15 protein-coding genes are annotated in these 15345 nt (G+C 44.5%); 9 read left to right on the top strand and 6 right to left on the bottom strand.

The annotated features are described in order from the left end of the window. Positions 1 to 36 precede the first annotated feature (36 nt). Complete coding sequence (gloB, locus tag R7035_RS17515; RefSeq protein WP_005380380.1) at positions 37 to 795, bottom strand: hydroxyacylglutathione hydrolase; 759 nt, start codon at positions 793 to 795, stop codon at positions 37 to 39. A 37-nt stretch (positions 796 to 832) separates the two neighbouring features. Here gloB and R7035_RS17510 point away from each other — a divergent pair, with 37 nt between their 5' ends. Then, positions 833 to 1579, top strand: coding sequence for a class I SAM-dependent methyltransferase (locus tag R7035_RS17510; RefSeq protein ID WP_017636046.1), 747 nt, complete (start codon positions 833 to 835; stop codon positions 1577 to 1579). On the opposite strand, the gene rnhA is transcribed toward R7035_RS17510, so the two are convergent. Beyond that, positions 1576 to 2040 (bottom strand): ribonuclease HI, encoded by a 465-nt coding sequence (gene rnhA, locus R7035_RS17505; protein ID WP_005380384.1) that lies wholly within the window; start codon positions 2038 to 2040, stop codon positions 1576 to 1578. The two genes, R7035_RS17510 and rnhA, sit on opposite strands and share 4 nt — an antisense overlap. 59 nt (positions 2041 to 2099) lie before the next feature. Between rnhA and dnaQ the strand changes: the two genes are divergently transcribed. The 5 genes from dnaQ (at position 2100) to R7035_RS17480 (ending at position 5913) form a co-directional block, all read left to right on the top strand. After that, positions 2100 to 2822 carry a DNA polymerase III subunit epsilon gene (dnaQ, locus tag R7035_RS17500; protein ID WP_005380385.1) on the top strand — a complete coding sequence of 241 codons (723 nt, stop codon included), beginning with the start codon at positions 2100 to 2102 and terminating at the stop codon, positions 2820 to 2822. An 8-nt stretch (positions 2823 to 2830) separates the two neighbouring features. Continuing rightward, positions 2831 to 4081, top strand: a complete 1251-nt coding sequence (locus R7035_RS17495; RefSeq protein WP_256901278.1) for a TIGR03503 family protein — start codon at positions 2831 to 2833, stop codon at positions 4079 to 4081. A gap of 180 nt (positions 4082 to 4261) precedes the next feature. Further along, a complete protein-coding gene (locus R7035_RS17490) occupies positions 4262 to 4834 on the top strand; it encodes a hypothetical protein (protein ID WP_137282305.1) in 573 nt (190 codons plus the stop codon). Between the two features lie 191 nt (positions 4835 to 5025). Then, positions 5026 to 5418: a DUF1353 domain-containing protein gene (locus tag R7035_RS17485; RefSeq protein ID WP_137282304.1), complete on the top strand. Its 393-nt coding sequence runs from the start codon at positions 5026 to 5028 to the stop codon at positions 5416 to 5418. 84 nt (positions 5419 to 5502) lie between these two features. Further along, entirely contained in the window at positions 5503 to 5913 is a 411-nt protein-coding gene (locus R7035_RS17480; RefSeq protein WP_005391824.1) for a GNAT family N-acetyltransferase, read from the top strand. 73 nt (positions 5914 to 5986) lie between these two features. Here R7035_RS17480 and R7035_RS17475 read toward each other — a convergent pair whose 3' ends face one another. After that, positions 5987 to 7762: a SulP family inorganic anion transporter gene (locus tag R7035_RS17475; RefSeq protein WP_005380390.1), complete on the bottom strand. Its 1776-nt coding sequence runs from the start codon at positions 7760 to 7762 to the stop codon at positions 5987 to 5989. 204 nt (positions 7763 to 7966) lie between these two features. Then, positions 7967 to 10411: an acyl-CoA dehydrogenase FadE gene (gene fadE / locus R7035_RS17470; RefSeq protein ID WP_005385392.1), complete on the bottom strand. Its 2445-nt coding sequence runs from the start codon at positions 10409 to 10411 to the stop codon at positions 7967 to 7969. A 376-nt stretch (positions 10412 to 10787) separates the two neighbouring features. On the opposite strand from fadE, the gene lpcA reads away from it, so the two are divergent. Both lpcA and R7035_RS17460 read left to right on the top strand, forming a co-directional pair. After that, positions 10788 to 11363 carry a D-sedoheptulose 7-phosphate isomerase gene (gene lpcA, locus R7035_RS17465; RefSeq protein WP_005380392.1) on the top strand — a complete coding sequence of 192 codons (576 nt, stop codon included), beginning with the start codon at positions 10788 to 10790 and terminating at the stop codon, positions 11361 to 11363. Positions 11364 to 11413: 50 nt separating this feature from the next. Then, positions 11414 to 12259 carry a class II glutamine amidotransferase gene (locus R7035_RS17460; protein ID WP_005380394.1) on the top strand — a complete coding sequence of 282 codons (846 nt, stop codon included), beginning with the start codon at positions 11414 to 11416 and terminating at the stop codon, positions 12257 to 12259. Between the two features lie 389 nt (positions 12260 to 12648). Here the strand turns inward: R7035_RS17460 and purN are convergent, their stop codons facing one another. After that, positions 12649 to 13305 carry a phosphoribosylglycinamide formyltransferase gene (gene purN / locus R7035_RS17455; protein ID WP_025768256.1) on the bottom strand — a complete coding sequence of 219 codons (657 nt, stop codon included), beginning with the start codon at positions 13303 to 13305 and terminating at the stop codon, positions 12649 to 12651. A gap of 151 nt (positions 13306 to 13456) precedes the next feature. Continuing rightward, complete coding sequence (gene purM / locus R7035_RS17450) at positions 13457 to 14497, bottom strand: phosphoribosylformylglycinamidine cyclo-ligase (protein WP_005389861.1); 1041 nt, start codon at positions 14495 to 14497, stop codon at positions 13457 to 13459. Positions 14498 to 14676: 179 nt separating this feature from the next. Here purM and upp point away from each other — a divergent pair, with 179 nt between their 5' ends. After that, on the top strand, positions 14677 to 15303 hold the full coding sequence (upp, locus tag R7035_RS17445) for a uracil phosphoribosyltransferase (RefSeq protein WP_005380401.1): 627 nt from the start codon (positions 14677 to 14679) through the stop codon (positions 15301 to 15303). Positions 15304 to 15345: the final 42 nt, after the last annotated feature.

Below are 15345 nucleotides of genomic sequence, written 5' to 3'. Positions count from 1 at the left end.
ATACTGGGGTCTTGCAAACTTACAAGCAGAAAATGGTTAAAATTCGTTCTTCCACTCGCGTAAAGCAGTAAAAACCGAGCATGGATCGCTATTTTTAATGCGACTAGCAACAGATTGAACCACGTCAGGGTTAGAGGTTCGCAAGAACGGATTAATCCACTTTTCTTTGCGTATTGTTGTTGGAAGTGTCGGAATGTTGAGTGCTCGCAGTCGGTTTACATCGTCGCGATATTGGCGAAGTTGCTCATTGTCAGGTTCAACCGCTAGAGCAAACGCCACGTTACTCGCCGTGTATTCATGTGCGCAGAAGACTTGAGTTTCTTCTGGTAGAGACGTTAGTTTGCTCAGTGATTCAAACATTTGCTCAGGCGTACCTTCAAAAATACGACCGCAGCCAGCAGAAAAGAGCACATCACCGCAAAACAGTTTTCCGTCTCCAACGTAACCGATATGGCCCAAAGTATGACCGGGTAACCCAAGTACTAAGAAAATCTCACCAAACAACTCTAGCTTGTCGCCTTCTTCCATTGGTGTCGTTAGGGTTGGAATTGGCTCTGATTTTGGGCCCACAACGGCGACGTTAGGAAATGCACGCACTAAGTCTGGAACGCCACCAATGTGATCGTTGTGGTGGTGCGTAATTAAAATCGCTTCTAAAGTTAATTCGTTAGCCTGCAGAAATTCTAATACTGGCTTCGCATCGCCCGGATCAACGACTGCGCAGCGCTTATCGCTATTTTGTATCAGCCAGATGTAATTATCATTAAATGCGGGTATGCTTTTGATCTCTAACACGATTCGTTCTCCGTCACCCATTTTAGTCAGGTGGTTAATGAAACCAGCACTCAGCAACAAAACTATACCACACCCGTCGACTTGGTCAGCAATGAACAACGGTCCGTGGGTGCTTGAGTCAATCCAGACCCGACTTGATGAATGGTGTCCGAAACTCTTCGGCTACCATATGCTCAAACTGGGCGGGTTGAGCTGTGAGCTAACCAGCTGTAATTGTAACATTCAACACCAAGTCAACGTAGATATCCAGAACCCGTTGCATAATGTGATTGCAGATGGTTACGAATTACCCTTTTTGGAAAAAAGCTTTGATGTTGTGATACTCGCTCATCAGCTCGACTATGCAAGCGATCCACACCGTTTGTTGCGTGAAGTCGATAGAGTGATGATGGATGATGGCTATGTAATTATTACTGGATTCAACCCATTAAGCTTGACTGGATTAGCGAGTTTACTTCCATGGCGTAAACATAATTTGCCTTGGAGTGGACGAATGTTTACGTCGAACCGCATCAAAGATTGGTTAGGGTTACTTAATTATCAAGTGATTCATTGTGATCGTTATGCGCTGTTTCCGATGAAACGTTACCGTACGATGTGGACATGGTTGGAAAATAGTCTTGGTGATTGGGCATCACCCGCTGGGAGTTTGTATTACATAGTCGCGCGGAAACGGACATACCCTCTCAAGCCTATCAAACCGCATTGGCGCTTGAAGAAAAAGCTCACACCACTTGGGGTGATGAATCGAGAGGGTAACACTATGAGGAAAGAATCTCGCTAAGAGGGTTGGTAACCTGTATCTTCCTCAGTTGGGTTTTCTGCAGCAGTCCGGGCTAGCTCATCACACATTTCGTTCTCACGATGGCCTGCGTGGCCTTTTACCCAATGCCATTCAACTTGATGGCGTGCGGTTTCTTTGTCTAGAGCTTGCCATAAATCGGCATTCTTCACGGGTTTTTTATCCGCTGTTTTCCAACCACGCTTCTTCCAGTTATGGATCCACTGAGTAATACCTTGGCGCACATATTGGCTGTCAGTCGTTAAAGTGACTTTACAAGGTTGTTTTAACGTCTGTAGCGCGACGACAGCCGCCAACATTTCCATGCGGTTGTTGGTAGTTAACGTATAGCCTTTGGAAAGTGTCTTTTCTACGTCTTTGTAACGCAATACTATGCCGTAACCACCTGGTCCTGGGTTACCTAAACAAGAACCGTCAGTGAAAATCTCAACGTGTTTGGTCATATTTTTTGGTACTATTAGCCGAAACATTTAATAAAGCATAGTCTGACATACATAACCTTATGAATACCAGCAGCAATTCTGAATATAACCGCATTGTCGTTCTCGATACCGAAACCACAGGTATGAACCGCGAGGGTGGTCCTCACTACATGGGACACCGCATTATTGAAATCGGTGCCGTGGAGATCATCAACCGTAAGCTGACTGGTCGTCACTTCCACGTTTATTTAAAACCCGATCGTGAAATCCAACCAGAAGCGGTTGAAGTTCACGGTATTACGGATGAATTCTTGGTTGATAAACCGGAATACGCGAGCGTGCACCAAGAGTTTCTTGAGTTTATTAAAGGCGCAGAACTTGTTGCCCACAACGCGCCCTTCGATACCGGATTTATGGATTACGAGTTTGGCATGCTCGATCCTAACATCGGCAAAACGGACGACTACTGCAAGGTGACCGACACCCTTGCAATGGCGAAGAAAATCTTCCCTGGTAAGCGAAACAACCTTGATATCTTATGTGAACGTTACGGTATTGATAACTCGCACCGTACACTCCACGGAGCTTTGCTCGATGCGGAGATTCTAGCCGACGTTTACCTCTTTATGACGGGTGGTCAAACGAGTCTAGAATTTAACGCGAATAAACAAGAGGGTGGGGTAGAAACCATTCGTCGTATTGAAGGAAGAAAAGCGCTAAAGGTTTTGCGCGCAAGTGCCGATGAACTAGAAGCTCACCAAAAAAGATTAGAGTTGGTGAACGACTGTATTTGGCATCAATAGGAGAAGCTATGTTGAGGGCTTTGTTGGTCGCGTTTTTAGCGATATGGAGTAGTCTCTCGAGTGCTGCGAGTGAATCTACAATGTCTTTGTTAGACAATCGCTTTCGAGTTGATCCAACCATCGAGCAGATCACGTTTTTGGTTTATCGTGAGCAAAGTTCTCAGCCAGTTGTTTTAGTCCGTCCTGACGGTAAAAAATACTATGCTTGGGGCTCTTACGACAATGTACGTTGGTATCAAGAAGCCTCACTCGATATTATTTCCGTTGATAACCCTATGCCAGGTCCATGGCAGGCTGTGGGGAAAGTTACGCCTAAAAATAACATCCGCTTAATTTCTCACCTAAAGCTCAGTACGGATCTGTTCCCAAACCGATTATATAATGGGGAAGCGCTTAAGTTTACAGCTCGCCTGACCTCCGACGGCAAACCTCTTGTACTGCGCGACTTCCTTGATCGCGTGAATCTGCGCGTGACATTTACCAAGTTTGTCGAAAATGAAGATGAGCTGATCAAAGAAGCTCGTCCAGTGTCGATGGTTGTGGGTGAGTTTTCTGATGACGGCCGCGGCTTGGATGAAAAAGCAGGGGATGGTGTGTTTACGGTTCAGCTCCCGATAGACGTTGAGCCTGGTAAGTACCGCGCGCGCATCACGTCTGGCAATGGCGTATTCTTACGAGCGCAAGAACAAGTCATCTTGGTTTATCCGAACCCAATCTCTCGTACTTTTATTCAGGCTCGTAATTCCGATAAGCCACACCAATTAGTGGTGAGTGGCGAGCAAGGTATGATTGCACCAGGCTCTATAGCAGTCACAGTGAAAAAGGACGCACCCGATGGTTTCATTAGTTACAGCCAAGGACAGGTCTCTAAAGATGGAATGAGAGTTACGTTGAACCTCAATAACGATGCTGAGCTTGGTAAGTACGCATGGCGCGGCGAGATCTTTGCCACTGATTTTGCAACCCAGCGCTCGTTGGTGTTTCCTATCCCAGAGCAAACCTTCAGTGTTGTTGATGAAGTTGATCTAGAAGCTGCTCGAATTGCAAAAGAAGCTGAATTAGCCGAACAGCGCCGTATTGAAATGGAAAAGCAAATTATCGCTGAGCGAGAGGCTGAGCGTAAGCGCAGCATGATTATTATCGCGGTGGGTAATTTGATAATGCTGCTGATTGTGATCATTGCATGGATAGTCTGGCGCAAAATTAAAGCGAAGCGCGATGCCATGCCAGAGATGCAATTAGAAGTACCAAAGAAATAGTAGTAACACATAAAGCGAGAAACGGAGCCAATCGGCTCCGTTTTTTTATCAAGTTACCAAGTTGGAAGAAGAAAAATGGATAAATTATGAATATTTAAGTTTACTGTATTCAAATATATGTTTGGGATTTTATATAAATAATATATCATTTTTACTTTCTAAATTGGTTGCATTTTTAATGTGACTAACTTTCAAAACAATCAATTAAAGATAAAAGAAATAATGAATAAAATTTTAGCTTTTTTTTGTGCAGTGATAATTGTAGGTTGTTCTTCTATTGATAATGGTGTTAATAATCCAGATTCGGGAAGTAATAATTTAAAATCACTTGATACCTTCACTTTCGATCCCTTAAGTAAAATCCAAAAAGTAGAAATACCAACTTATTATGATGGCTTGTTTGATACAGCAAGACCCTATTTAGATGAAAAGTACCCTTACACTTATGTCAGTAAACCTCAAGCATACATAATTGATGACGAGATTATTTCTTTTGCTCCCTGGTTTCCTGTCGAAGGAAGGTTTACGGTTTTTCCAACCGCTCACTATATAGTTATAACTCAAGAAACCGAGAGTGGCTTAGTCTCCGCACGATTTAATCATGAACAAGTAATTAAGCTGTTAAGTGAAGAGTATAAAATTACTGAGCATACAAGTCCGTTTTTTCATTATGTTCTAGAGGTTTCTCCAAGTGAACAAGCCAATTTTGTAGAAGATATCCATAAAAAATTGAGTAGACTTCCTTCAGAATAAGGGTTTCTGGTTGAATTTTGATCAATAAAGTCAGGGGTTCTGGCTTTATTGATTGCATGGAGTTCTATTCATATTGATTTGGGCTTTGTAATAGGTAGTACGCCATAATAACAAGAGCCGATCTTGTAGGGTTTCTGGATAAATATTCAGCTGTGCGTGATAAATAAGAATAAGTAAACGCGAGGTCTCTGATGAAATACAAAAAGCGTCAGAAGTACAAATACACTCTCCATTCTGAAGAAAAGATTGAGACTCACATTTCAGTGAGTCAGGCGTATGACAGCCCTTTTCTTAGTTTGTCCAAACAAGGCGTGTTAACGATTAAAAAGGGCTATGCATGGGATGGAGCGAGTGGGCCAGCGTTAGACACAAAAAACATTATGAAAGCTTCTTTAGTGCATGATGCTCTTTACCAACTCATGAGGGAAGAGGTGTTGCCTCAAAGTGCTCGAAAGCATGCGGATACGTTGTTGAGAGAAACATGTTTAGAAAAAGGAATGTCTAGCTTCAGAGCAACTTATATCTATTATGGCGTCAGAGTTGTCGGCGGGTTCTTTTCTAGACCCGATACTTTGTGTGCTTAATGGGAACATCTTTCCAACGTTTAACTGTTTATTTATACAGTTTAGTTATGTAAGCTCCAAGGTGATACAAAGGAGTAGTACATAATGACAATAAGATATGAAGAGCATGTGCCAAGCCCGAAAGAATACTGTGATATGCGTATCAAAGCCGGGCTATCACCCAAATCGTTGAAAGCTGCTGAAATTGGTCTACCCAATTCGTTATATGGCGTATCTGTTCGGGATGAAGGAAAGCTCATTGCAATGGGTCGGGTTGTTGGTGACGGGGCGTGTAACTTCGAAATTGTCGACGTTGCCGTTGATTCTGATTATCAAGGCAACGGTTTAGGTAGAAAAGTCATGGAATACATCGACGGTTATCTTTCTTCTGTTGCACTTGAAGGCTCTTACGTTTCTATGATTGCTGATGAACCGGTCTTTTACGAAAAGCTTGGTTATAGGCTGGTGGCTCCTAAAAGCCAAGGGATGACAAAAAAGTTTAAGCCAAAGGCGTAACACGTATTCAGCTGTGAAGATAAGCACTAGAAAACAGGAGTTTAATTTCCTGTTTTCTATATTAAATTTGTATTTAAGCCACTTCTGGAATAGGTTTGGGTGGCTGCTCTAAATCAGGCTCTTTTTGAACAGTAGGAATTTGTCCCTCACCCACAGCACTGATGTAACAGCCACTAAGTTTAATGGCAAGGTACATATCAGCTCGCAGTAAGATGCCTCCTTCACTGGTGCTGATACCAGTAAGCTCACACCATTGACGAAGACGTCGTTTCCTTCCTGCGAGGATTAAGCGTACACCTCTCTTTTTCAAAGTATTGTGAATATCTGCCAGTGTTGCCATCACACTGAGATCCAAGTGAGTAAAGCTCGATACGGCGTCGATGACAACGCAACTTGCGTCTTTGTGATGCTCTGCCTGCTCTAACACTCTACGTTTAAAGTAAGGAGCATTGAAGTAAGTTAGCGGTGAGTTAAAGCGGTAAATCACCATTCCAGGAATAGGCGAAGCTTTTCCTGAGTCGTCGATGGTCCGAATGGTACCTTTTTCATCCAAGCCAAGTAGCTGATCACTCGGTCGCATGACAATCCGTAAAAATTGAAACAGCCCTAACAGTACCGCCAAAGTGATCCCCGGTATTACACCCACGATCAACACAGAAATAAAAGTAATGATGGCCAGATAAAATGCATCTTTGTCACGAGATTTTAATTTCCAAATTGCTTTAAGATCGAGCAGCGATAGGGACGCAATGATCAATACAACACCAAGTGAAGCGATAGGGATGAACTGTAAAGGCTCGTAAATAAATACCGCAATAATGGCAATGGTGATTGCGGCGACAATCGAAACTAATTGAGATTTACCGCCATTTGCATCATTGACGGCTGTGCGTGAGTCAGCGCCGCTTATCGCGAAACCTTGCGAAAACGCTGAGGCAATGTTGGCAAAACCCAACGCCTGAAACTCTTTATTAGCATCAATATCATAACCGTTTTTAGCAGCGAAACTGCGGGCGGTGAGCATCATGCTAACAAAACTGACAATCGCAAGGTTGAGCGCCGGGACCACTAGTTCACGGACTTCACCTAGCTCAAACTCCGGTGTTTGAAACTGAGGGAAGCCACCTTGAGTGAGTCCGACAACCGATACGCCCATCTCTTGTAAATGGAAAAACCAAACTGACGCAGTAGTTACGAGGATCGCCAGCATGGCAGCAGGCCAAGTTGGTCGGTAGCGTTTGGTGAGCAAATAAACGACAACTGTCACGATACTCAGAGTTACAGTAGGCCAATGAAGATCGGTTAATCGTTGTGGAGCTTCCCATAAACGTTCCAGTAAATAACGTTGCTCGTATTTCAAACCGACTACTTTCGCAAACTGACCAACGATAATTGTGAGAGCAACACCGTTGAGTAGACCCAAAAGAATCGGACGAGAAAGGAAATCTGCAAATACCCCTAGCTTGAAACGACTTGCCAGTACACACCAAATTCCCGTCATCGCTGTCATGGTCATAACCAACTGCCAATGTTTTGTGGGGTCACCTGCGGCAAGTGGTGTCACAACAGCAGCAATCACTGCACAGGTTGCTGCATCGGGTCCGACAATGAGTTGCCGAGATGTGCCCATCATGGCGTAAACCAACATTGGCAGTACACACGAATACAGACCGACAATTGCGGATACACCAGTTAATTGTGCGTAAGCTATGGCAACTGGCAGTGCAACCGCGACAACAGAAAAGGCGGCTCTAAAGTCGTTAACAAACCATTCTTTTTGATAATGCTTAAGCTGAACAAGCCCTGGGAACCACTGTGCGAGTAATATTTTAGCCAACGGATTTACCATATATGTGAGTGAGTTACTTAAAGTATACACCGCTTAGTTGGAACGTCTGTGAGTTAGTTATCACTGGAAATCGGGGGAAAGATTGGAGTGCGAGGATTTTATTGCGCAGGGGGGAGCTTTGTAGTGTGAGGTGTTATGAATCCGATTCTGGAAGCAATAAAAAACGGGAGCTGATACTCCCGTTTGTGGTCTCAGATTCTAGAGTTACGCGACACTATCCATCTGAGGGTATAGCGGCTTTGCGGCAAGCAGTTCCGGCTCAAAATCGTCAACGTTGATTGTATCTAGACGATGCTGTTCCGCTTCTCTGAGTAGATCGGCTTCTTCTTGCGTGATAAAGCCTTGCTCTAGCCCTTCCTGAGCAATCATATCCAAACGTAAGAATGGGCGACGCTTACCTTGCGCTTTACATACTTTGTCAAACACAGGTTCAGCTTGAAGAATGACTGACAGCGCAAGCTCAATCTTACCTGCTGCGTTGTGCTCGGTTGGTTCAAGGTATTGACCGCGACCAATGCGTGAGCGCGTTGCACTTGGCGTTTGTAGAATGCGCGCCACTTTACTGTCTAGTTTATCGCTTGGCGCTTTGCGTACACGACCGAATGGCATGATTAACACGCGCAGTGCACGACCAATCACTTTGTTCGGGAAGTTTGCTAAGAATTCGTCTACCGCCACTTCCGCTTGTTTCAAACTGTCTTGTAGACCCCAGTGTACTAATGGTAAATCTTCGACTGGGCGGCCATCTTGCTCAAAACGTTTCAACGTCGCAGAGCTCAAATATAGCTGGCTTAGAATGTCACCAAGACGTGCTGATAGACGCTCTTTACGCTTCAAAGAGCCACCTAGCACTGCCATCGAGATATCCGATAGTAAGGCAAGGTTTGCACTGTAGCGGTTCAATTGTTGGTAGTAACGCTTGGTTGCATCTTTGGTTGGCGATGAAGAGCCCAGACCGTCGCTCAAACCAAACCAGATACTGCGCACTAGGTTACTCATTGTAAAGCTCACGTGACCAGCAAGCGCTTTATCAAATTTCTCGACAGCATTACTTGCTTCAGAATACGCCGCGTTCATTTCTTCAAGAACGTACGGATGGCAACGGATTGCGCCTTGGCCAAAGATGATCATTGAGCGTGTTAGAATGTTAGCACCCTCAACCGTTACTGCGATTGGCGCACCTTGGTAACCACGAGCTAGGAAGTTAGAAGGTCCCATACAGATACCTTTACCGCCTACGATGTCCATTGCATCGATGATGCTTTGCTGGCCGCGGTGCGTACAGTGATACTTCACGATAGCTGAGATAACTGAAGGTTTTTCACCTAAGTCGATACCCGCAACGGTTAAGTTGCTTGCTGCATCCATCACGTAAGCATTACCACCCAAGCGTGCTAATGGTTCTTCAACTCCTTCCATATGGCCGATTGGCTGTTTGAACTGACGGCGAATACGTGAGTAAGCACCGGTTGCCATTGCCGCAGTTTTGATGCCACCTGTTGAGTTTGAAGGTAGCGTGATACCACGTCCAACCGACAGACACTCAACCAGCATACGCCAACCTTGGCCCGCCATTTTTTCACCACCGATAATGAAATCGATAGGAACAAAGATGTCTTTACCGCGCGTTGGACCATTTTGGAATGGTACATTGAGCGGGAAGTGTCGGTTACCAATCTCAACACCTTTGACATCAGTTGGGATAAGCGCACAAGTGATGCCAAGATCTTCTTTGTCGCCTAGCAAACCTTCAGGATCGCGAAGTTTAAATGCTAAGCCTAGTACCGTTGCGACTGGCGCTAGGGTGATGTAGCGCTTGTTCCAAGTCAGGCGCATACCCAGTACTTCTTTTCCTTCCCATTCGCCTTTACAGACCACACCGTAATCTGGAATAGATCCAGCGTCAGAACCCGCTTCTGGACTTGTTAGGGCGAAACAAGGGATTTCCTTACCTTCAGCTAGACGCGGTAAGTAATGATTTTTTTGATCTTCAGTACCGTAGTGTTGCAGTAGCTCACCTGGGCCCAAAGAGTTAGGAACACCAACGGTAGACGATAGAACGCCAGAAACACCCGTTAGTTTTTGTAGTACTAGTGATTGCGCGTATGCTGAGAACTCAAGACCACCGTACTTTTTCTTAATGATCATGGCGAAGAACTTATGATCTTTCAGGTATTGCCAAACTTCTGGCGGTAAGTCCGCGAGTTCATGGGTCACTTGGAAATCACTCACCATGGCGCACACTTCATTCACAGGGCCGTCTAAAAAGGCTTGTTCTTCCGCACTTAACTTAGGTGCTTGAATTGCGTGTAGCTTTTGCCACTCTGGTTTGCCTTTAAATAGTTCGGCTTCCCACCAGACGGTACCTGCGTCTAACGCTTCTTTTTCGGTTTGAGACATAGCTGGCAGCACTTTCTTGAAAAGCACTAACGCTTTGCGGCTAATTAAAGACTGACGGACGCCAGGAACCGCGAGCACAGCTGCGGCGAGAACGTAAATCGCCCAACCAATAACGCCAACAGTACCAGCTACTGTAAGAGCCAGCATGGCTGCGGTGAGTAAGCTAATAGATTTCACGAGAGACATGCGGTGGTAGAGCGTAATGCCTAGCACGATCGCCATCGTGATGATTGAGAGCAAGATGTCCATATATATTTTCCTTTTCAGACTTTATAAGTTTTGTACGTCTGCATGTTAGGTAAGAGGTCTAACCAGTTGGTTTAAGTGTAATCAAAATATTAAGGAAATGTAAAACATAAGATTGGATAAAAAGTGATCTAAGTAGAGTTAAAATTCTAAAGTTGAGATTTGAGTGATGGTTTCATGAGCAAGTTGACAAGTTTATTACCATCACTAATCTAAATCTGTTGGTTCACTATCGACACTAATTCTCGTTTGTGGGTAAACTCAGAGTAATCAAACCCGAGTTCCGGTTTATGAAATGTCCGATACCAAATTGGTATCAGAACAATTTGCTCAGTGAGTCAAGAGCTGACTGAAGCCGAAATAATAAAGAGAACGTCTTATGTACCATGATCTGATTAGAAGTGAATTAAACGAAGCTGCTGAAGTGCTCAACAAATTTTTAAGCGATGACCATAACATTGCGCAAATCGAAGCAGCGGCGAAAATGATTGCTGACTCATTCAAGCAAGATGGTAAAGTATTGTCATGTGGTAACGGTGGTTCTCACTGTGATTCAATGCACTTTGCCGAAGAGCTAACAGGCCGTTACCGAGAAAATCGTCCTGGCTATGCTGGTATTGCTATTTCAGATCCAAGCCACCTTTCTTGTGTGAGTAATGACTTTGGTTATGACTTCGTGTTTTCACGTTATGTAGAAGCGGTTGGTCGAAAAGGTGACGTACTGTTTGGTCTGTCGACTTCAGGTAACTCAGGTAACATCCTGAAAGCGATTGAAGCAGCACAAGCGAAAGGCATGAAGACGATTGCGCTAACAGGTAAAGATGGCGGCAAAATGGCAGGCCTTGCAGATATTGAAATCCGCGTGCCACACTTTGGTTATGCAGACCGCATTCAGGAAATTCATATTAAGATTATTCATATCATCATTCAGTTGATCGAAAAAGAGATGGAATAATCGTTTACGGCCACCGTTTCGAGCTGTGTTGTTAGGGAGTTTTTTAAACCATGTGTGAATTGCTCGGTATGAGCGCTAATGTTCCAACGGATATTTGTTTCAGTTTTACTGGGCTCATGCAGCGTGGAGGTCGAACCGGCCCACACCGTGACGGATGGGGGATCACCTTCTACGAAGGGAAGGGCTTTCGAACCTTCAAAGATCCCAAGCCAAGTTGTGAGTCTAAAATTGCAGAGTTGGTACAAAATTATCCCATCAAAAGTCGTGCGGTCGTTAGTCATATCCGACAGGCGAATCGTGGTGGTGTTAATTTAGAAAATACTCATCCCTTTACACGTGAGCTGTGGGGTAGGTATTGGACGTTTGCGCATAACGGTCAGCTCTCTGGCTATCAAGACTTGCATACAGGTCGACATCGACCTGTCGGTGAAACAGATAGTGAACTGGCATTTTGCTGGTTATTGAAGCAAATGGAAGATCGATATCCTGAGCCACCAAAGGATATGGAGTCGGTATTCTTATATGTTGCTAAATGTTGTGATGAGCTAAGAGAGAAGGGTGTATTTAACATGCTTCTGAGTGATGGTGAGTATGTAATGACGTATTGCACCAATCATTTGTATTGGATCACAAGACGCGCACCGTTTGGAAAAGCCGCGTTGCTTGATGAAGATGTGGAAATTAACTTCCAAGAAGAAACAACGCCACACGATATCGTTTCTGTGATCGCAACTCAACCTTTGACGGGCAACGAAGCTTGGCAGCGTATGAAACCTGGCGAATACGGCTTGTTTCACCTAGGTGAACTAGTCAAAAATAATGCCTCTGAACTGGTAAATGTGCCGTTTGCGGCGGCTAAGCCGGGCAATCAAGCGCCAACCGAACCGTTAGAGTGATGGTCTCTTACTCTGAATATAAAAATAAAGCTCGCTTAATCGCGAGCTTTATTTTTATGCGTTTTAAACCGAGGGCGGATACGGATGAGCATTCTTACTTTCTAGAGTGCTGGTAGTAGAGTCCTAGTCTCGCTAAGGCTTGCTGTAAAGACGTAACTGATAGAAATTTCTCATAAAACATCTCGTCAGTCTGAACGGTGAAGAACGAACCAGATTCAGAATCTACTTTCCGAGTGTTATGTTACTCAAGTGGTTATGGGATTTTTTAGAATGTTGGGTTTTAGGTTTCTAGTCTCACCATGGTTTTCTTGAATCAAGTTTATAAGTATTAAAACAACCAAGAGCAGCCCTCAGGCTGCTCTTTTGTGCTTGGAGTTTATTATTCAGGGCTACTCATCTGAGGCGTACCCATGTACGCCAAGCTCTGCGCCATCTAAATAGGCTTTACCATCCTTCATGATCAACCGCTCGTCTACCAGCCACTTAGCCACCATAGGGTAGATTCGGTGCTCCTGCGCCTGAACACGTGCCGCAAGTACACTAGCATCATCGTCTTCGAACACAGGAACTTTTGCTTGCAGTATGACAGGGCCACCATCAAGCTCTTCCGTTACAAAGTGCACACTCGTACCATGTTCTTTATCGCCAGCATCAATTGCTCTCTGGTGTGTGTGTAGCCCAGGATATTTTGGTAGAAGAGAAGGGTGGATATTGATCATCTTACCCATGTAATGAGAAACAAATGCGCTGCTCAGAATGCGCATGTAACCAGCAAGAATAATCACGTCTGGTTGGTATTCATCTATTTGACTCATTAGCTCTGCATCAAAGCTTTCACGCGAGCTGAATGCTTTAGGGTCGACAAAGTGACCGTCTACATCAAACTTTTTTGCACGTTCTAAACCAAAAGCATCTGCTTTGTTAGAGAACACGGCTGCCACTCGTGCGTTTGGCATGCTGTCTTCGCAAGCTTCCAAGATAGCTTGCAGGTTACTTCCGTTACCCGAGATGAGGACCACAAAGTTTTTTAGGGTATGGTTTTTCATGATGTCGAGAGCGCCTTGGTATTGTAGGTTGGAGTTATGTAGCTTCTAAACTACCTACTAATAGAATGGTTTTTAGTGTTCTAGATAGCAAAATGAGGACCTAGTCATCTAGTGTCCTCATTCTTCTTATCTTTTGAGCTCGATTTGCAAATTATTGGATTTCAACTTGCTCTTCGTTCGCGTCTGCTTGTGCGATTTGACCAATCACCCACGCGTTTTCGCCTTCTTCTTTAAGAAGAGCAACTGCTGCGTCTGCCTGGTCTTTCGGTAGTGCGACGATTAGACCTACACCACAGTTGAATGTGCGGTACATTTCGTGTGTGTCGACGTTGCCTTTCTCTTGTAGCCACTTGAAGATAACTGGCCATTCCCAACTGTTACCATCGATAACTGCTTTCGTGCCTTCAGGCAGTACGCGTGGGATGTTTTCCCAGAAACCACCACCAGTGATATGAGAAATCGCATGGATGTCGTGTTTCTCAATCATCTTAAGTGCTGACTTGATGTAAATTTTTGTTGGTTCTAGTAGGTGCTCACCAATAGTGCGGCCTGCTAGCTCTTCGCTCTTATCTGCACCAGATACTTCTAGGATCTTACGGATAAGGGAGTAACCGTTTGAGTGTGGGCCGCTTGAGCCAACAGCGATAAGTGCATCACCAGCAGCGACTTTCGTGCCGTCAATCACGTCTTCTTTTTCTACTACGCCAACACAGAAACCAGCTACGTCGTAGTCTTCGCCTTCATACATGCCCGGCATCTCCGCAGTTTCGCCACCAATTAGGGCACAACCTGCTTGAACACACCCTTCTGCGATACCTGAAACAACATCCGCTGCGGTATCAACGTCTAGTTTGCCTGTTGCATAGTAATCTAGGAAAAACAGTGGCTCTGCCCCTTGCACGATAAGATCATTTACACACATTGCCACTAGGTCGATGCCGATCGTGTCGTGCTTATTCATATCCAGTGCTAGGCGAAGTTTGGTGCCAACGCCATCAGTACCAGAAACCAGTACAGGTTGTTTGTATTTAGTTGGCAATTCGCATAGCGCGCCAAAACCACCGATACCACCCATAACTTCAGGGCGACGAGTACGTTTTACCGCACCCTTAATACGATCCACAAGCGCGTTGCCTGCATCAATATCTACACCAGCGTCTTTATAGCTAAGAGAAGAGTTGTTACCACTCACAGGGAAGTCCTCGGTATTAAGTTGGATATGAAAACGGCGCTATTCTAACAGTGCTTAAACATAGATAGCAAACGTTTGCGTCTGTTTTTTTCTTTAGTGATTTATCCTGATATCCCTGTGAAAATCATGTATAATCTGAAGGTTTGTTTAAATATTGCCAACTATAGCCGGAGATGGACATGAAAGTTGTTGAAGTAAAGCACCCTCTAGTAAAACATAAAATTGGTCTAATGAGAGAAGGTGACATCAGCACAAAACGTTTTCGTGAGTTAGCGACTGAGGTCGGTAGCCTACTTACTTACGAAGCAACGTCAGACTTTGAAACAGAAAAAGTGACCATTGATGGTTGGAACGGTCCGGTAGAAGTAGACCAGATTAAAGGTAAAAAAGTAACCGTAGTGCCAATCTTACGTGCAGGTCTAGGCATGATGGATGGAGTTCTTGAGCACATGCCAAGCGCACGTATCAGTGTTGTGGGTATTTACCGTGATGAAGAAACGCTTGAGCCAGTTCCTTACTTCAACAAGCTTGCTTCAAACATCGAGGAGCGTATTGCGCTTGTTGTTGACCCAATGCTTGCAACAGGTGGTTCTATGATTGCTACGATCGATCTCCTAAAAGAGAAAGGTTGTAACCAAATCAAAGTGCTAGTACTTGTTGCTGCACCAGAAGGTATTGAAGCGCTAGAAAAAGCGCACCCAGATGTTGAGCTATACACTGCGGCAATCGATGAGAAGCTTAATGACAAAGGCTACATCGTTCCGGGTCTAGGCGATGCAGGTGATAAGATCTTCGGTACTAAGTAATTCTTTGATGTATTACTATGACTGAACAGAAAAAGGCTTGGT

Origin of the sequence: Vibrio sp. 1731, assembly GCF_033339955.1 — a bacterium.
Classification (GTDB): Bacteria; Pseudomonadota; Gammaproteobacteria; order Enterobacterales; family Vibrionaceae; genus Vibrio; species Vibrio alginolyticus.
Note: the sequence above shows the minus strand (reverse complement) of the source record. Positions and strands in the feature narration are given on the sequence as shown.